Source organism: Micromonospora sp. NPDC051925, from assembly GCF_044548625.1.
Taxonomy (GTDB): Bacteria; Actinomycetota; Actinomycetes; order Mycobacteriales; family Micromonosporaceae; genus Micromonospora.
On record NZ_JBIUCH010000006.1, the window covers coordinates 115,043 to 133,041 of the forward strand.

Here is a 17,999-nt window from a genome sequence, read left to right on the forward strand (position 1 = left end):
CCGTCCGATGCCGGACGGCCCCTTCGTCGTCGGGTCAGCGGGTCTCGACCGCGCTGCCCTCGACCGACGACTTGCCGTTGGCCGTTGCCGCGCCCAGCTTGGCGAGCAGGGCCGGCAGGTCGATGCCGGTGAGGTCGGAGCCGAGCTGGAGGCCCTGGGCCACGTTGCCGGCCACCGACTTCGTCAGCGAGGACGCCCCGTCGGTGGAGATCACCGTCAGCTTGTCGATCGCGCCGATCGGGGCGCTGGCCGCCTCGACCACCTGCGGCAGCACCTTGACCAGCAGGTCCAGCACGGCTGCCTCGCCGTACGCGGCGAACGCCTCGGCCTTGCGGGCCATCGCGTCGGCCTCGGCCTGGCCCCGGGCCAGGATGGCGGTGGCCTCGGCCTGGCCCTCCCGCTCGACCGCCTCGGCGATCGCGGAACGCCGGCGCTGCTCGGCCTCGCCCTCCTTGGCGCCCTCGATGGCGTTCGCCTCGGCGAGCGCGGCCCGGCGGGCCCGCTCGCCCTCACCGGTGAGCCGGGCCTGCTCGGCGGCGGCCTGGGCGGCGGCGATGGTGGCCTGCCGCTGCGCGTCGGCGTTCAGCACCGCCGCGTTGCGGGCCGCCTCCGCCTCCTGCTCCACCTTGTACCGGGCGGCGTCGGCGGGCTTGCGGACCTCGGTGTCGAGCTGACGCTGCTTCAGCTCGGCGTTGCGCTCGGCCACCTTCTGCTGCTCGGAAAGGATCGCCTGGTCCCGCTCGGCCTGGGCGAGCGGCCCGGCCGCCGCCGACTTCGCCTTCGCCGCGTCGATCTCGGCCTGGATGCCGGCCTGCTTCAACGACAGGTTCCGGTTCGCCTCGGCGATCGCCTCCTCGGCCAGCAGCCGCTCCTGCTCGGCCTGCTGCCGGGCGCGGGCCTCGGCGATGGCCGCGTCCTTGAGCACCCGGGCCGCCTCCGGCCGACCCAGGTCCTGCAGGTACGACCCCTCGGCCAGGATGTCCTGGAGCTGGAAGGTGTCCAGCACCAGCCCCTGGTTGGTCATCGAGTGCTCGGCCTCCTCGGCGACCGCGTTGGCGAAGGCGGCCCGGTCCCGGATGACCTCCTCGACGGTGAGCCGACCGACGATCGAGCGCAGCGCGCCGGCCAGCACCTCCCGGGTGAAGTTGTCGATCTCGTCCTGCTGGTGCAGGAAGCGCTGGGCGGCGGCGCGGATCGCGTCCTCGGTGCCGCCGACCTTGACGATGGCGACGCCGTGCAGGTCGGCCCGGATGCCCTGCTTGCTGACCGCGCCCCGGATGCCGACGTCGATGCGGCGGCTGGACAGGTCGAGCGACTGGAGCTTCTGCACCACCGGCAGGACGAAGACCGACGCGCCGAGGACGACCTTCTGGCCGGAGTTGTCGGTGGACCGGCCGCCGTCGGCGGTCTGCGTGGTCCGGCCCTTGCGGCCGGTGACGATGAACGCCTCGTTGGGCCCGGCCACCTTGATCCGGGAGAGCACGAACAACACGAGGACGAGGGCGAGGACGACCGCGCCGCCGATGGCGATGAGGAGTGGCATGGGGGTTCCGTCTCTGCGAGAAGAGGGTCAGTAGGTCTCGACGTGCACGCTGGTCTCGCTCAGCGTCTGCACCACGAAGATCTGCGCGCCGAGCGGGATGGGCCGGTCGGCGCGGGCGTTGAGTTTCACCGGCTGGCCGGCGACGCGTACCCGCACCTCGCCGTAGCCGGCAGCCGGGATCGGGGTGACCACCAGGCCGAGCGCGCCGACCAGGTCGTCGCGGGTGGGGGTGGCGTCGGTGCGCATGTCCCGCGCCGCCCGGCTCATCCGCCGTGCCAGCCAGGCGGTGGGCACGGCCGCCAGCACGCCGCCGCCGACCGCCGCCGCGATCATTCCCGGGGTACGCCCGCCGAGCAGCTCGTTGACGATGGCCGCGCCGAAGCCGAACGCGCCGAGGAAGCCGGCGACCGCCTCGACGGAGATCGGACCGTCGAGGTCGGGATGACCGAAGTGGAGGAGTTCGCCGCCGAGCAGGGCCAGCGCCAGCACGCCGACGCCCACCCCACCGATGATCAGAAAAATGAGCGTCCCCGTGGCCACGACCTGCACGGTAGCGAGCCGGCGCAACGCGCCGCGTGATCATTTCGGGGCGACGGTCACCGTCCGTTCGGCCAGCTTCCTCGGCAGCGGCAACCGTTCCCATTCGTGCCCGGCGGGGTCGGCGAGCACGACGTCCTGGTACCCGCCCGGCCGCCGGTAGAGCAGTCGGTCGTCGGTGACCCAGGCGACGTCGACCACCGGCAGGGTGCCGAGCACCGTGCCGGTGACCGCGTCGACCAGCAGCCATCCCGCTGCCGGTCCGCCGATCGGCCTCGAACGTCATCGCGAATAGCCCTGTGCGCCCGTCACCGGGGATGGAGCATCTCGTACGGGAACTGACGCCGGCGTGCCGGGTACGTCACCGGCTCCGCCCCCGCCCGATCAACGAGCCGAGGGATCACGGCCGTTCCACCACGTAGCGTTCGGCCACGATCGGGGGCGGGTGTCGGTTGCCCGGCCCGGCCGGAAGAATGGTCGGCATGCGTTGGACCGTGTTGGACTCCCCGATCGGAGAGTTCTCCGTGGCCGTCGACGGCACGGCGGTCTGCGGCACGTACTTCGGCCGCATGGCGTCGGCCGGGGACAGCTCCGGTGCCGGGCCGGCCGACCGGGCGGTGGCGGAGCTGCGGGCGTACTTCGCCGGTGAGTTGACCGAGTTCACCGTGCCGGTGGCGGTGCCGCGCGGCTCCGAGTTCGAACGTGCGGTCTGGCAGGAGATGACCCTGATCCCGTACGGGGAGACGCTCACCTACGGCGAGGTGGCCCGCCGGGTCGGCGATCCCGGCGCGGCGCGGGCGGTCGGAGTGGCCTGCAACCGCAACCCGATCCCGGTGATCGTCCCCTGCCATCGCATCGTGGGCGCGGGCGGGAAGCTGGTCGGCTTCGGTGGCGGGCTGCCGCGCAAGGTGAAGCTGCTGGAACTGGAGGCCGGCGTCGCGCTGCGCCGCGCCTGGTCGTGATCGTCAGCCCCACCCGTACTCCGCCCGGGGATCGGTGTCACCGCGTACGGGGTGTCCCGGGCGCGTTCGGTCAGCTGGGCGACGATCTGTGGGGAGTCCACGCCTGCTCCTTGGGTGGGGTCGGAGGGAGGTGGCTCAGGTCGTACCCGGAAAGGGTGGTCGTGACGCGCGATGGCCGGGCCCCGTTCGGGCCCGGCCATCGCGGCGGTGCTGGTGTCGTCGGGTCAGCGCTCGATCTCGCCCTTGATGAAGGACTCGACGGCGGCGTGCGCGTCGTGGTCGGCGTACTGCTCCGGCGGGGACTTCATGAAGTACGAGGAGGCCGAGAGGATCGGACCACCGATCTTGCGATCGAGGGCGATCTTGGCGGCCCGGACGGCGTCGATGATGACGCCGGCCGAGTTCGGCGAGTCCCACACCTCGAGCTTCAGCTCGGCGTTGAGCGGGGTGTCACCGAAGGAACGGCCCTCCAGGCGGATGTAGGCCCACTTGCGGTCGTCGAGCCACGGCACGTGGTCCGACGGGCCGATGTGCACGTCACTCTTGACCATCTCGTGCGGGATCTGGGACGTCACCGACTGGGTCTTCGAGATCTTCTTCGAGACCAGCCGGGTGCGCTCCAGCATGTTCATGAAGTCCATGTTGCCGCCGAAGTTGAGCTGGTACGTCCGCAGCAGCTCGACCCCACGGTCCTCGAACAGCTTCGCCAGCGCGCGGTGCACGATGGTGGCGCCGACCTGGCTCTTGATGTCGTCACCGACGATCGGCAGACCGGCGTCGGTGAACTTCTGCGCCCACTCCGGGTCGGAGGCGATGAAGACCGGCAGCGCGTTGACGAAGGCGCAGCCGGCGTCGATCGCGGCCTGGGCGTAGAACTTGGCCGCCTGCTCGGAACCGACCGGCAGGTAGCAGACGACCACGTCGACCTGGGCGTCGCGCAGCGCCTTGACCACGTCGACCGGGGCGGCGTCCGACTCCTCGATGATCTCGCGGTAGTACTGGCCCAGGCCGTCGAAGGTCGGGCCGCGCTGGACGCTGATGCCGGTCGGCGCCAGGTCGCAGAGCTTGATGGTGTTGTTCTCACTGGCGACGATCGCCTCGGCGAGGTCCATGCCCACCTTCTTGGCGTCCACGTCGAACGCCGCGACAAAGTCCACGTCCGATACGTGGTAGTCGCCGAAGGTGACGTGCATGAGACCCGGGACGCGGTCGTTCGGGTCGGCGTTGCGGTAGTACTCCACGCCCTGTACGAGGGACGAGGCGCAGTTACCCACACCGACGATGGCGACGCGGACGGAGCCCATAGCGTCTGCCTCCTTCTTCTTCATCACGGCCGCTCATTCCTGGACTCACCAGGCGGAGGCGGGCTGTTGTTGTCTCGTCGGCCGCCGGCCGTCCCGGGTTGCGGGACTGTCGGGGCACGGCCGGAGCGCTCGTTGGCGATGAGCTCCTCCAGCCAGCGGACCTCGCGCTCGCAGGCGTCGAGCCCATGGCGCTGCAGTTCCAGGGTGTACGCGTCGAGGCGCTCGGCTGCCCGGCCCAGCACGTCACGAAGTCCCTCGCGACGCTCCTCGATGGTGCGGCGGCGACCCTCCAGGATGCGCAGGCGGGTCGCCTGGTCGGTACGGGCGAAGAACGCGAAGTGCACGCCGAAGCCCGTGTCGTCGTACGTCTCGGGCCCGGCCTGCGCGATCAGCTGGGCGAATCGTTCCTTGCCCTCCGCGGTGATCTTGTAGACCACCCGACCTCGTCGGCTGGTCAGCGCGGGAACCTCCTCGGCGGTGGCGGGTGCCTCGGCGGCTTCGGTGATCCAACCCGCCGCCTGCAACCTGCGCAGGGTCGGGTAGAGCGAGCCGTAGCTGATCGCCGCCCGGATGGCGCCGAGCTTGGCGGCGAGCTCCTTGCGGATCTCGTAGCCGTGCATCGGGGCCTCCTGGAGGAGGCCGAGGATGGCGAGTTCGAGCACGGGCCACCCTTCCCTTACCCTCGGGGTGGAACGTTAACCACCTCGATGTATCGGACCGATACATCGCACGTTAGTACCTCACCCGCCATCAGGGCAAACCCTCGTTCCGCCGCAACCTCCTCACCGATCGTGACGGTGGTCGCCCCACCCGGGCGAAACGCGTACCCTTTGCCGCATGCGCACGTCTCGACAGGTGGTCGACTACTCGCTCCAGAAGCGAGCGGTGCTGCGTGAACTGCTCGCCGGGCGGGTCGGCACGTACGACGTCTGCGACGCGTCGCCCTACCTGAAGAACGCTGCTCGCTTCCACGGGGAACCGACCGAGGAGCGGTGCCCGATCTGCCGAAGCGAGAACCTGACCCACGTCCACTACATTTACGGGGACGAACTCCGGCAGTCCGCCGGCCAGGCGCGCACATTGGCCGAATTGCCCGTGCTGGCGATGACGCTGCGTGAGTTCCAGGTCTTCGTGGTGGAGGTGTGCCTCGGCTGTGACTGGAACCATCTCGTCGAGCAGTTCCTGCTCGGCCGGGACGGGCTGGCCGAGGGCGGTCCGGAGCAGGGAGCGGCGGAGGCCGCCGCCACTGCGACCCAGGGGCGAAGGCGAGAGGCGCAACGGTGAAGCTTGCTGATCCGGTCGACTCGGGTGTCGTACGACACAGACACCGCGACCGGCGGCTCATCGGCCCGAATGGCCCGATTGATGTGGAAATTGCAGCGCGACCCTGGCCCCTCCCCGGCCTCATGGCGCGTGTGTCAACTCACGGCAACCCGGTGGTGGCGCCCCCGCGTCCCACCGCGACCGGCAGGGTGTGAGGAATGAACTCGTACGGCGATCCCAGTTCCCCGCGTGCGCGGGCCCAGGTACCGGGCTCGAGCGGCGGCCCCGGACCGGGGGACGACGCGTACCCCCGACGCTCCGGTGAGGCCCGGGGGGCGGCTCCGGCCGGCGGCCGGGCCTCCGTCGGCGGTGCTGCGCCCACCGGGCGGGCCTCGGCGGCGGTACCCCCGCCGCGGTCGGCGGGTGGCGCCGCCGGCTCGGCCTCGGTCGGCCGGGCGGGCGCGGGGCGGGCCTCGGTGCCGGTCTCCCCGGCCGGGCCGGGCCGGGCCTCCGTGCCGGTCTCCCCGGCGGCGCCGGGTCGAGGTGGCGCGGGTCGGGCCTCGGTGCCGGTCTCCCCGGCAGCCGGACCGGCCGGCCGGGCCACCGTCGGGACGGCTTCCGCCGGCCGGGCCAGCGTCGGCGCGGCCTCGGTCGGCTCCGCCGGGCGGGCCTCGGCGCGGGCCGGCGTCGCACAGGTCGGCGGCGGTCCTGGTGGTCCGGGTGGCCCGAACGGGCCGGGCCGTGGCCACGGCGGCGGTACCGGCGGCGGGCGTGGGCGTGGGCCGGGTGACCCGGACGCGATGGCGCGGGCGAAGCGGCGCAAGCGGATCAACCTGCTGATCGCCGGCTTCGCGGTCTTCGTCATGCTCGCCGGCCTCGGCGTGGTCGGCTTCACCTACTACTCCACCACGGTGGTGCTGCCCAACCAGATCAAGCTGCCGCTCGCCACGACCATCTACGCCAGCGACAACAAGACGGTCATCGCCAAGGTGGGCGAGCAGAACCGCACCTTCGTCTCGATCAACCAGATCCCGCAGCACATGCGGGACGCGGTGGCGGCGGCGGAGGACAAGAACTTCTACGAGCACGCCGGCGTCGACTACAAGGGCATCGCCCGCGCCGCCTGGAACAACCTCTCCAACGGTGACAAGCAGGGTGCCTCGACGATCACCCAGCAGTACGCCCGCAACGCCTACGAGAACCTCCAGGACGACTCGTACGCGCGAAAGGTGAAGGAGGCGATCGTCGCCTCCAAGCTCAATGATCAGTTCACCAAGGACCAGATCATGGAGCACTACCTCAACACCATCTACTTCGGTCGCAACGCGTACGGCATCGAGGCGGCGGCCTGGGCGTACTTCGGCAAGCCGGTTTCGAAGGTCGACGTGGCCGAGGCCGCCGTGCTCGCCGCATTGATCAAGCAGCCGGAGCCGAGCGCCACCCACCAGGGCTACGACCCGTCGGTCAACCCGACCGCGGCCAAGGAGCGGTGGGACTACGTCGTCAAGAACATGATCGAGATGCACTGGGTCGACGCACCCAACCGCCCGGCGCACCCGACGGTGTACCCGACCAAGACGTTGCAGACCCCGAAGGAGTCCCGGTCCGGCGTCAAGTTCGGCGTCAACACCCCGATCGGTAACGTGATCAACTACGTCTCGGCGGAGATGCGGGGAAAGAAGCTCTGCACGGAGAACGAGGCGGAGATCACCGACCGCAAGCCGCTCTGCTCGGCGATGCTCCGCGAGGGCGGCTACCGGATCCGGACCACCATCGACAACAAGGTGCAGAAGGCCATCACCGACGCCGCCCAACGCAGCACCAAGGGCTCCGAGCTGGACGGCTCCCGGAAGAACCTGATGGCCGCCGTGGTGTCGATCGACCCGAAGAACGGCCGGGTGGTCGGCTACTACGGCGGAGACGACGGCACCGGCACCGACTACGCCGGCAAGAACACCGACACCAACGGCAACGTCACCGGCGGTCACTCGCCGGGCTCCAGCTTCAAGATCTACACGCTGGCGGCGGCGCTCGAGGCCGGCAAGTCCGTCGAGTCGCGTTGGAAGGGCCGGGCGTTCACCCCGGAGGGCGTGGAGTTCCGGGTCAGCAACGCCGGCACCGACAACCCCACTTGCGGAGACTCCTGCACGCTGCGGGAGTCGACGCTCAAGTCGTTGAACGTGCCCTTCTACCACGTCAGCCTTGACATCGGGCCCGACAAGATCGTCGACATGGCGGCCAAGGCCGGCGTCAGCATGATGTGGCAGACGAACGTCGACCCGCCGAAGGGCCACGACCTGACCAAGACGAAGGCCGCCGACCTGGCGCCCGACCCCTTCTACCACGTGGTCGCCTACGGTCAGTACCCGATCACCGTGCTCGACCACGCCAACGGCATCGCCACCTTTGCCAACAGGGGCGTCTACAACAAGGCCCACTTCCTGATCTCCGCGGAGAAGCAGAACAAGGAGACCGGCAAGTGGGAGAAGCTCGGCGACGAGCAGCTCAAGCCGCAGAAGCGGATCAACCCGGACGTGGTCGCCGATGTGACAGACGTGCTGGAGGACTATCCCGGCCGGATCAACCACACCCTGGCGGACGGCCGGAAGGCGACCGCCAAGACCGGCACCTGGGAGCTCAAGGAGGGCACCACCGAGAACGGTGACGCCTGGACCATCGGGTACACCCCGCAGCTCGCCACCGCCGTCTGGGTCGGCAACAAGGGCAAGCGGGAAGCCATCAAGCTGAAGGACGGCACCAACATCAGCGGTGCCACCATGCCCGGTGAGATCTGGGAACGGGTCATGAACGGCGCGCTCAAGGGCAAGGAGAAGGCGGACTTCCCGCCGGCCGCGAACGTCGGCGACCCGAACTCCGGCAACGGCACCCCGCCCCCGCCCCCGCCGCCCAGCACGCCGCCCGACGCGCCGGGTTGTGACCCGGCCGACCTGGCCTGCCAGCTCGGTGGCGGCAACCAGGGTGGAAACCAGGGTGGAAACCAAGGCGGCAACCAGGGCGGCAACCAGGGTGGAAACCAAGGCGGCAACCAGGGCGGCAACCAGGGTGGAAACCAAGGTGGCAACCCGGGCGGCAATCCAACGGACCCGCTCAACCCGGGCGGCCCGGGTGGCGGAATCGGTGGCGGCATCCTGCCAACCCCGTCACCCCGTACCCGGGAGTGACCTGATCCCGGGTCGACCATCGATGCCGCTGCCGGCGTCCGCAGAGCTGCGGACGCCGGCAGCGGCGTTTCTCGCCAGGCCCTGGGATGCGCGGTTCGGGGACGGCTGTGCCGGTCCGGCGGAATACTCGGCCGGAACATGCTCCTCGTCCGGGAGCCATTCATAGGGCAGGATGTTTCCTCATGAGCACCCAGCCCACGGCCGGCATCGACGACGCCGGGAGCAGCGACCACCCGTCCCGATCGGACGGCTTCGTCCGTGGCGCCTCAGAGGCGATCGGTGGGCCACTCGGCGACCACGCCGTCGCCCTCGACCGGCCTGTCGGTCGGGAGAGTCGGTTCTGGACGGCGGCCCGAATCGTCCTGGCCCTGGTCTGCCTGACCCTGGCCCTGCACTGGGTGCAGAAGTCGCCCTGCCAGGACGGCGCCTGGCAGAACAACGTGCAGTACACCCGGATGTGCTACACCGACGTGCTCGCCCTCTACTACGCCGAGGGCCTCAACGAGGGCAAGGTCCCCTACCGGGACCACCCGGTCGAGTATCCGGTGCTCACCGGCTACATGATGGGCGCGCTCGGCCTGCCGGTGCACGCGCTCGGCGTCGACGACCCGACGATCAACCAGGGGCGATGGTTCTACAACGCCAACGCGTTGACCCTCGGCGCGCTCGCCGTCGCCACGGTCGCGGTGATCCTCGCCCTGCGCCGCCGACGACCCTGGGACGCCGCCCTCTTCGCCCTGGCCCCGGCGCTGTTCCTCACCGCCACCGTCAACTGGGACTTCCTCGCCATCGGGCTGGCCGCCTTCGGGCTGGGCGCCTGGGCGAAACGACAACCCGTCCTGGCCGGCGTCCTGCTCGGCCTGGGCGGCGCGGCGAAGATGTGGCCGCTGTTCCTGTTCGGCCCGATCCTGATCCTCGGCCTGCGCGCGGGTCGGCTGCGGGCCGCGCTCACCGCCGTCGCCACCGGCCTGGTCGCGCTGGTCGCGGTGAACCTGCCGGCGGCGATCCGTCACCCGGACAACTGGGGTCGGTTCTTCGAGCTGAACACCACCCGGCCCATCGACTGGGGCACGCTCTGGTACATCGGGCGGTACCTGGACGGCAAGGTGAACGCCGGCAATCCCGGCGACCAGGGCCCGTTCCAGTGGCTGAACGCCAACATCCCGACCCTCAACAACCTGTCGTACGCCCTCTTCGGTCTGGCCTGCATCGGGGTGGCCGTGCTGGCCCTGCGGGCACCACGCCGGCCCCGGCTGGCACAGCTCGCCTTCCTGGTGGTGGCCGCCTTCCTGATCTTCAGCAAGGTCTGGTCCCAGCAGTTCGTGCTCTGGCTGCTGCCGCTGGCGGTGCTCGCCCGGCCCCGCTGGGGGGCCTTCCTCGCCTGGCAGCTCGCCGAGGTGTGCTACTTCGTCGCCTTCTACGGCGAACTGCTCGGATCGGCCACCAGCCGGCCGATCTTCCCCGAGGGGGTCTTCGTGCTCGCGTCGTCGTTGCGGCTCGGCACGGTGGTGCTGCTCTGCGTCCTGATCGTCAAGGACATCCTGCACCCGGAGCGCGACGCGGTCCGCTGGACCTATCCCGACGACCCGGACGGCGGCGTCCTCGACGGTGCCCCCGACGCCCCCTGGCTGGCCAAACTACGCCGCCCAGCCCCCACCCCCGAGCCAGAACCAGCCCCCACCCCCGCCTGAAACCACTGAACCCCAAACCCCACCCAGACGCGCTAGTCCGAGACGGCCATGCGCCCGTCAGGTTTGCGGGGAGCCCAGCCGGCGCAGGGATCAAGCCTGACCGCCCGGAGCCGGCTGGGCTCCCCGCAAAACCCCACCGCAACCGCGACCTCAGAGACGGAACACCACAGCGTTGCCGACCTGTTGGCGGGTGATGCCCAACTGGTCGACCGGGGCGTCCACGGTCACCTCCCACGGCGTGCCGACGATCTGGTCCCGCAGCACCACCACGTTGCGCACGCCGAGGGTACGCAGGTAGTCGACGCTGGTCCGGTCGGGGAAGGCGACCGTCACCCGGCGTACGTCGTCGAGCTGCCTCGGGGTGAACCCGCTGCCACCGTTCACCACCTGCTGGAAGCGGCTGGTCGACCAGAGCATCACCGGCTGGTCCTGGTTCTGGCCGCTGGGCAGCACCAGCAGCGGACCGTCCACCGTGCGCATCGCCACCGGCTGCTCCGGCACCACCGGGTGCGGCATGTCGTTCAACCCCTCCACCGTCACCAGCAGCAGCGGAAGCAGGGTGGCGGCACGCAGCCACGGCGACGGCCAGGACGGCACCCGGTCGGCGCTGATCTCGCGTACCCGCTCGGCGAAGGCGCTCACCGCACCGGCCGCCAGCACGCCGAGCAGCAGCGTCGTCCAGAGCATCATCCGACCCGGCGTGCGCAGCCCGTTGAAACCCGGCAGGTACTCGAAGAGCGGCGCGTAGGTGAAGGTGCCGTCGAAGAACCGGGTGCCCATCGCCAACACCATGGTGACCAGCACCCCGGCGAGCAACAGCAGCCGGTGCCGCAGTCGCCACACCGAGAAGAACAGCCCGCCGGCCGCCAACGCGTACAGCACGAAGCCCGGCAGCAGCGTCATCTCCGGCGACCAGGACAGCGTCGCCCGCGCCCCCTCGTGCAGTCCACCCCAGATCCACGACTGGGCCGGCGCGGTGAAGAAGCCGCTGGCCGGTGGGGAGTAGACGTCGATGTCACCGATCGTCCGCTCCGCGTTCGGGTGCAGCTCGGCCACCTTGAAGTACGGCACCGCCAGCAGCGCGCCGACGGCGGCGAAGAGCAGGCCGCCCACCAGGTCGGCGACGAACAGCTTTCGGCCGAACGGGTGCCGCACCGTCCGCCGCCGCCAGAACCACACCACCGCCGAGACCAGCAGGATCGCCGCGAGGACGTAGGCGAACACCAGGCCGATACCGAAGCCCAGGCTGAGCTGCCAGGCGGCCACCATCCAACCGGCGTACGCCCAACCGACCCGCCGACGCTCGGGGCGGTAACCGTGCCGGAGCGACCAACCGTGCCCCCGGGCCAGCATGGCCAGCGCCAGCGGAATTCCGCCGTTGGAGACGATGTGCAGGTGACCGGCCTGGGCGAGCAGCCACGGCGCGTAGGTGTAGCTGACCCCGGCGACCGCCGAACCGATCCGGCCCGCGCCCAACTGCCGGGCCAGCACGTACGCCCCGAACGTGGCCATCGCGTGGGCCAGCACGAACATGATGTTGTAGCGGAGCACGGCGGCGTCGGGGCCGGAGCCGATCAGGCCGGCGGGGGCGTACCCGAGCAGCATGTCGGAGAAGGCGAAGCTCCACGGTTCCGGGAAGAACGTGTTGGAATGGAACAACTGCCCCGGGTCGGTCCGCAGGGCATGCCCCGACCAGGCCATCTGCCAGGCCTGAAGACTCGGATCCCAGTAGTCCATGGGCAGCGTGTAGAGCGGGTAACGCAGGGTCGGCCAGGTCATCCCCACGGCGAGGGCGAGCGAGGCGACGACGGCGAGCGTCCACTCGTGCACCAGGAACCGGCCGGTGGCGCGGGCCGCCCGCCGGGGGCGACCGGGCACCGGCTCCGGCGCGGGTGCGAACGAGGTCCACGGGTCGGCCTCGACGGCCGTGTCCTTCCGGTCCGCCTCGCTCGCGGCGCTGCCGGTACCGGCCTTGTCGTCCTTGCCCGGCCCGGCCTTGCTGGCCCCGTCCTCGCTCGTGCCGGTCTTGTCCTCGCCGTCCTTGTCCTTGCCGTCCTTGTCCCTGTCGGTCTTGCCCTGGGCGGTCTTGTCGTTGTCGGTCTGGTCCCTGCCGGTCTTGTCCTGGGTGGCCTCGGACCTGTCGTCCTTGCCCCGACGGCTGGCCTTGTCGTCCCTGCCCGGGAGGGCTTCGTCCCTGTCCGGGGTGGCCTCGGCCTTCGTGCCGGTGTCGCGCCTGGCGTCCGTGGCCGGGGTAGCCTCGGCGTCCTTGCTCGTGCCGGGCTCGCGCCCGTCGCTCGTGCCGGGCTCGCGGTCTCCGGTCGGGACGGGCTCGCGCCCGCCGGTCGGGACGGGCTCGGTGTCCCCGGCCGGGGCGGGGACACCGGCGGAACCGGGAGCCGGGTCGGGGGTGGTGTCGGCCCGGCTGGTCTGCCGGGGCGGCTGGCTGCCGCCTGTCGCGTTGGTGGTCATCGGCGCTCAGGCTCCCGTGCCGAGTTGCTCACGGAGGAAGGCGATGTCCGCGCCCTGACCGGTGGCACCGCCGGGAGTCTCCACGATGACCGGGGCGTCGGCCGCCCGGATCACCGCCACCAGCAGCTCCGGGTCGATGGTGCCGCCGTCGAGGTTGTCGTGCCGGTCCTGCCCGGAGTTGAACCCGCCCTTGGAGTTGTTCGCGTGCACCAGGTCGATCCGGCCGGTGATCGCCTTCACCCGGTCGACCAGGTCGAGCAACTCCTCGCCGCCGGCGTACGCGTGACAGGTGTCGAGGCAGAAGCCCACCTCGTAGTCACCGAGCGCGTCCCAGAGCCGGGCCAGCGCGTCCAGCCGTCGGGCGCAGGCGTTGTCGCCGCCGGCGGTGTTCTCGATCAGGACCGGGACGGGGAAGCCGCCGGAGTCGGCCGCGTACGCGAAGGTCTTGCGCCAGTTGTCGAAGCCGACGGCGAGGTCGTCGCCGGCGTTGACGTGGCCGCCGTGCACGATCAGCCCTCGGGCGTCGAGTTGCGCCGCGGCGGTGGCGTGGCCGAGCAGGAGCTTGCGGCTGGGAATGCGGATCCGGTTGTTGAGGGTGGCCACGTTGATGACGTACGGGGCGTGGACGTAGAGGTCCACGTCGGCGGCGCGGAGCCGGTCGGCGTCCTCCCGGGGTTTCGGGGCCTTCCAGCCCTGCGGGTCGGAGAGGAAGAACTGCACCGCCTCGGCGGCACGGGTGGTCGCCTCCGCCAGCGGGTCGGCCTGGTCGACGTGGGCTCCGATACGCATGCAGGCGAGCCTACGTCCCGCGGCCGACGCCGGCGGTGATGGTCACGGGCAAGTCGCGCCGTCCGCGTGGGCGCGTCACCTGCCGACCCCGGCGATCGTTGAGCCGGGTGGGACCGCCGGGACACGCCGTACCGTCGCCATCGTAATCTCGGACTAATAGCTTCAATTCGGCTATCACGTGACGATTGCTGTTGTACCGTCAGATAACAACAGGATGAAGCTCCGCGGGGTGTCCTCGATCCAACCTCATCGGTGTGGTCGTTCCTCCCCAGGTCCCACCCAAGGAATGCGGACGGGACGCCCCGCGGTCTCGTGGACAGGGGTCCGCCGCCGGCCTTCGGGTGTCGCGGCGGGCCCCTGTCGCTCTCCCTCGACCTGCCGGGCCGACCTGCCCGGGGGTGATCGTCGCGACCGGGTATCCTGGTGCGGTTGTCCGCGTCCGGCCGGGTTCCCCCGACGCCGGGCGGGCACGACGCACGACCTCCTGCCACGGAAGGACCGTGGCCGCCTAGCCCACAGGAGGTGAGCACGTCTTGCGTCATTACGAAGTCATGGTGATCCTCGACTCCAGCCTCGAGGAACGCACCGTTGCACCGTCGCTCGACACGTACCTGAACGTGATCCGGACTGCGGGTGGCTCGGTGGAGAAGACCGACGTGTGGGGCCGCCGGCGCCTCGCGTACGAGATCAACAAGAAGGCCGAGGGCATCTACGCCGTCATCGACCTTCAGGCGACGCCGGAGGCGGTGGCCGAACTCGACCGCCAGCTGCGGCTCAACGAGTCCGTGCTGCGCACCAAGGTCATCCGGCCGGAGATGCGCTAAGCATTCAACCCCGGTTCGCCCGGATCAGCCTCGTCGATGCTGTCGGAGGGCTCTGAGAGCCTGTACGGCAGAACGATGAGTGCGCGAGGAGATGGTCATGGCAGGAGACACCACCATCACGGTCATCGGCAATCTGACCGATGACCCCGAGTTGCGGTTCACCCCGTCCGGTGCGGCGGTCGCCAAGTTCCGGGTCGCTTCGACGCCCCGGTTCATGGACAAGACCACCAACGAATGGAAGGACGGCGAGCCGCTCTTCCTGGCCTGCACCGTGTGGCGGCAGGCGGCGGAGCACGTCGCCGAGTCGCTCCAGCGGGGCGCCCGCGTGATCGTCTCGGGCCGGCTGCGTCAGCGGTCGTACGAGACCCGCGAGGGTGAGAAGCGTACCGTCATCGAGCTCGAGGTCGACGAGATCGGCCCGTCTCTGCGCTACGCCACGGCGAAGGTGCAGAAGATGTCGCGCTCCGGTGGCGGCGGCGGTGGCTTCGGCTCCGGTGGCGGTGGCAATCAGGGCGGCGGCGGAGGCAACTTCGACGACCCCTGGGCCTCTGCTGCTCCGGCTGCCTCCTCTCGCGGTGGTTCGGGCGCCAATTTCGATGAGGAGCCTCCGTTCTAATGGCGCCGAGCGCCCGCGATCGCAAACCAGGAGCACGTGCAATGGCCAAGGCTGCGGCACTTCGCAAGCCGAAGAAGAAGGTGAACCCGCTCGACAAGGACGGGATCACCTATATCGATTACAAGGACACCGCGCTGCTGCGTAAGTTCATCTCCGACCGCGGCAAGATCCGCGCTCGGCGGGTGACCGGCGTCACCTCGCAGCAGCAGCGGCAGATCGCCCGTGCGGTCAAGAACGCCCGTGAGATGGCGCTCCTGCCGTACACCGCCACGGCCCGCTGAGAGGAGGCACCGACATGAAGATCATCCTGACCCAGGAAGTTTCCGGTCTCGGTGCCCCCGGCGACATCGTCGAGGTCAAGAACGGCTACGGCCGTAACTACCTGCTGCCGCAGGGCTTCGCGATCAGCTGGACCAAGGGTGCGGAGAAGCAGGTCACGGTCATCAAGCGGGCCCGTTCGGCCCGTGAGATTCGCGACCTGGGCCACGCCAACGAGGTCAAGGACCAGCTCGAGGGTCTGAAGGTCAGTCTGAAGGTCCGCGCCGGCGACGGTGGCCGGCTCTTCGGCTCGGTCACCCCGGCCGAGGTCGTCGACGCCGTCAAGGCGGCCGGCGGCCCGGTCCTCGACCGTCGTCGGCTGGAACTGCCCGGTCACATCAAGTCGACCGGCTCCTACCCGGTGCGGGTCAAGCTGCACCCCGAGGTGGCCGCCAAGTTCGACCTCAACGTCGTCCAGGGCTGACACCGCAGCACGGCATCACGTGAAGGGCCCGCACCGGACACGGTGTGGGCCCTTTCGCCGTACCCGGCCCCGCCGCACTCGCACCACCTCGCCCACGGTGACCCGTACCGCGGAAGTCAGCCGATCGGCTGACCGGTGACCGCGCTGATCATCACGGTGGAGAGACCACCACCGACCACCGCCGCCGCCAGCGCCACCGTCGCCGAACGCCAGGTCGTCCCGACCCGGCGCAGCAGCACCGCCACCACCAGGCTGCTCAGCAACGCCAGACCGAACCGGGGCGCGCCCGCGATCAGTGAGCCGAAGGCGTGTGCCCGGGGCGGTTCGCACCCGCCCCCGCTGATGTCCGTGACACAACCGGCCGGCGGCTGACCGTCCAGGGTCAACAACCACAGGAACACCAGCACCGCCGGCACCAGGTAACAGGCGGCGGTGTAGACCAGCGGACGCAGCGGACCACCCGGGTCCGGGTCGAGCAGGTCGTCCTCCAGGCGACGGTTCCACGACCCGCCGCCCACCGACCCGATCCGGTCCCGCAGTGAGGACGCCGCCACCGCCCGGCCGGACACCGGCTCGGCCCGACGTCGTGGGGCCGTCCGTGGCCTCGGCGCGGTGTAACCCACCACCGGGGACCGGGGCGCCGAGGCCGGCGGATCCATCCACCGGGGATCGTCCCCCGCCAGCCGGGTGCCCGACCAGAACCCCTCCGGCTGCTCACCCCACGGCCAGCCCTCACCCGTCACCGGCTGCGACGACCGGGGCGGCACCGACCGCTCCCACCGGCCGGCGTCGCCCCGGTCCCGGCGGTCGACCTCATCCCGGCCCCGGCGGTCGAAGTCGCCCGTGTCCCGGCGGTCCGTCTCGTCACGGTCCGCGGTCACCGGACCCCACCGGCCGACGTCCGTCCGGTCCCACTGCGCGGTGTCCGTGAACCGGTCCCACTGGCCGGTGCTGTCGCGCTGCTCCCAGCCCGACGCCGCGCTGAGACGGTCCCACCGGTCGTCGGCGGCCGGACTCTGCCAGGTGTGCAGGCCGGATGCGTCCCACGGGTCCACCGCAGGGCGGTCCTCCGGCTCCGGCTCGGCGAGACGACTCCACGGGTCGGCCGCCGGACGGCTTTCCGGGCTGGTCATCGGGCGGGCCCACGAATCGTCCGTGTTGCGTCGCCGACGTCGGGGCGGCTGCTCGGGCACGGTCTCGACGGGGAGGTCGGAGTCGTCACCGCCGGACCAGATCACCTCCGGACGACGGGACGGGGAGCGGCGCGGGCGGGTCGTCGGCGCGGCCCCGGAGATCGGCTCATCCTCGTCGGAGTCCGCCCGCCGGCTGCCGACGTACCCCTGTTCCTGGGGGCGGTCGAAGGTCCACTCCCGGGTGTGGTCGGACTCGGGGGCCGCACCGATCGCCCGGGGCTCCCGACGTGCGCTCTCCCGCCGCCGCCTGGCCGCGCGCCGGCTCACCCCGGACACCGGACGGGTGTCGTCGTCCTCGTCGTCGTCTGGGGCGGCGTGCCGACCCCTGCCGTCGGCGTGCGCGATCCCCGATTCGACCGCCCAGCGAGGCAGGTAGGCGTCGACGGGTTCCTGCTGGCCACGCCCGACCGCCCGTCGGCGGCTCGGCGTACGGTAGCGGTCCGTCGAGGAGTACGAATCTGACGGAACCGGGTCGCCGAGGTCGTCCCACGGGGCGATCGGCTGACGCTCGCGCGGGCTGCCCTCCCCGCGCTCCCAGTCCCGGTAACTCACGGCCGGAGCGTGACCCTTCTCAACCGAAAGTGCAATCCGCTGTCCAGGTGTAGCCGTTTCGCAGCGATAGTACGGGAAGACCGACCCAAGAGCCTTACCGGAAATTATTCGTCCACAGGGTGTGGACAACGAACTAGCAGGTCAGAGGCGTGTCGCCCGGAATTCCCCCACAGTTTTCCACAGGCTGTGCACACGCTGCGCACATGGTTGTCCACTCGCGTCCACAGGTTGTCCCGAGGCTCGTCCACCGCGGCGGTTGAGGGGCTGACCTCGGGGTCCGTATCGTGGGGCACCGACCGGTCGCGCGATGGCCCCCGATCGACCGGACCGGT

General features: G+C 70.7%; 16 protein-coding genes. 8 read left to right on the top strand and 8 right to left on the bottom strand.

What is annotated here, in order from left to right; translation table 11 throughout:
* Window positions 1-34: 34 nt before the first annotated feature.
* The 3 genes from ACIG87_RS09995 to ACIG87_RS10005 are packed head-to-tail and all read right to left on the bottom strand — an operon-like array spanning window position 35 to window position 2,299.
* Window positions 35-1,543, bottom strand: a complete 1,509-nt coding sequence (locus tag ACIG87_RS09995; protein ID WP_396849887.1) for a flotillin family protein — start codon at window positions 1,541-1,543, stop codon at window positions 35-37.
* Between the two features lie 27 nt (window positions 1,544-1,570).
* On the bottom strand, window positions 1,571-2,092 hold the full coding sequence (locus ACIG87_RS10000; RefSeq protein WP_396850135.1) for a hypothetical protein: 522 nt from the start codon (window positions 2,090-2,092) through the stop codon (window positions 1,571-1,573).
* 30 nt (window positions 2,093-2,122) lie between these two features.
* Complete coding sequence (locus tag ACIG87_RS10005) at window positions 2,123-2,299, bottom strand: hypothetical protein (RefSeq protein WP_396849889.1); 177 nt, start codon at window positions 2,297-2,299, stop codon at window positions 2,123-2,125.
* A 263-nt stretch (window positions 2,300-2,562) separates the two neighbouring features.
* Between ACIG87_RS10005 and ACIG87_RS10010 the strand changes: the two genes are divergently transcribed.
* Window positions 2,563-3,042 (top strand): methylated-DNA--[protein]-cysteine S-methyltransferase, encoded by a 480-nt coding sequence (locus ACIG87_RS10010; protein WP_396849891.1) that lies wholly within the window; start codon window positions 2,563-2,565, stop codon window positions 3,040-3,042.
* Window positions 3,043-3,266: 224 nt separating this feature from the next.
* Here ACIG87_RS10010 and ACIG87_RS10015 read toward each other — a convergent pair whose 3' ends face one another.
* Entirely contained in the window at window positions 3,267-4,346 is a 1,080-nt protein-coding gene (locus ACIG87_RS10015; protein ID WP_396849893.1) for an inositol-3-phosphate synthase, read from the bottom strand.
* A 23-nt stretch (window positions 4,347-4,369) separates the two neighbouring features.
* A complete protein-coding gene (locus tag ACIG87_RS10020; RefSeq protein ID WP_396849894.1) occupies window positions 4,370-5,008 on the bottom strand; it encodes a PadR family transcriptional regulator in 639 nt (212 codons plus the stop codon).
* Between the two features lie 175 nt (window positions 5,009-5,183).
* On the opposite strand from ACIG87_RS10020, the gene ACIG87_RS10025 reads away from it, so the two are divergent.
* The 3 genes from ACIG87_RS10025 (at window position 5,184) to ACIG87_RS10035 (ending at window position 10,482) form a co-directional block, all read left to right on the top strand.
* Window positions 5,184-5,630 (top strand): DUF5318 domain-containing protein, encoded by a 447-nt coding sequence (locus tag ACIG87_RS10025; RefSeq protein WP_396849896.1) that lies wholly within the window; start codon window positions 5,184-5,186, stop codon window positions 5,628-5,630.
* A 197-nt stretch (window positions 5,631-5,827) separates the two neighbouring features.
* Window positions 5,828-8,791: a transglycosylase domain-containing protein gene (locus ACIG87_RS10030; RefSeq protein WP_396849897.1), complete on the top strand. Its 2,964-nt coding sequence runs from the start codon at window positions 5,828-5,830 to the stop codon at window positions 8,789-8,791.
* 182 nt (window positions 8,792-8,973) lie between these two features.
* Window positions 8,974-10,482, top strand: a complete 1,509-nt coding sequence (locus ACIG87_RS10035) for a glycosyltransferase family 87 protein (RefSeq protein WP_396849899.1) — start codon at window positions 8,974-8,976, stop codon at window positions 10,480-10,482.
* Between the two features lie 150 nt (window positions 10,483-10,632).
* Here ACIG87_RS10035 and ACIG87_RS10040 read toward each other — a convergent pair whose 3' ends face one another.
* Window positions 10,633-12,951, bottom strand: a complete 2,319-nt coding sequence (locus ACIG87_RS10040; protein WP_396849901.1) for a hypothetical protein — start codon at window positions 12,949-12,951, stop codon at window positions 10,633-10,635.
* A gap of 6 nt (window positions 12,952-12,957) precedes the next feature.
* Entirely contained in the window at window positions 12,958-13,740 is a 783-nt protein-coding gene (locus tag ACIG87_RS10045; RefSeq protein WP_396849902.1) for a deoxyribonuclease IV, read from the bottom strand.
* A 533-nt stretch (window positions 13,741-14,273) separates the two neighbouring features.
* Between ACIG87_RS10045 and rpsF the strand changes: the two genes are divergently transcribed.
* The 4 genes from rpsF (at window position 14,274) to rplI (ending at window position 15,922) form a co-directional block, all read left to right on the top strand.
* Window positions 14,274-14,564, top strand: a complete 291-nt coding sequence (gene rpsF, locus ACIG87_RS10050) for a 30S ribosomal protein S6 (RefSeq protein ID WP_067301247.1) — start codon at window positions 14,274-14,276, stop codon at window positions 14,562-14,564.
* 79 nt (window positions 14,565-14,643) lie between these two features.
* Window positions 14,644-15,180: a single-stranded DNA-binding protein gene (locus tag ACIG87_RS10055; protein ID WP_396849904.1), complete on the top strand. Its 537-nt coding sequence runs from the start codon at window positions 14,644-14,646 to the stop codon at window positions 15,178-15,180.
* A gap of 41 nt (window positions 15,181-15,221) precedes the next feature.
* Window positions 15,222-15,461, top strand: a complete 240-nt coding sequence (gene rpsR, locus ACIG87_RS10060) for a 30S ribosomal protein S18 (RefSeq protein WP_007073789.1) — start codon at window positions 15,222-15,224, stop codon at window positions 15,459-15,461.
* Between the two features lie 14 nt (window positions 15,462-15,475).
* Entirely contained in the window at window positions 15,476-15,922 is a 447-nt protein-coding gene (gene rplI, locus ACIG87_RS10065) for a 50S ribosomal protein L9 (protein ID WP_396849905.1), read from the top strand.
* Window positions 15,923-16,038: 116 nt separating this feature from the next.
* Here rplI and ACIG87_RS10070 read toward each other — a convergent pair whose 3' ends face one another.
* Entirely contained in the window at window positions 16,039-17,667 is a 1,629-nt protein-coding gene (locus ACIG87_RS10070) for a hypothetical protein (RefSeq protein ID WP_396849906.1), read from the bottom strand.
* Window positions 17,668-17,999 lie beyond the last annotated feature (332 nt).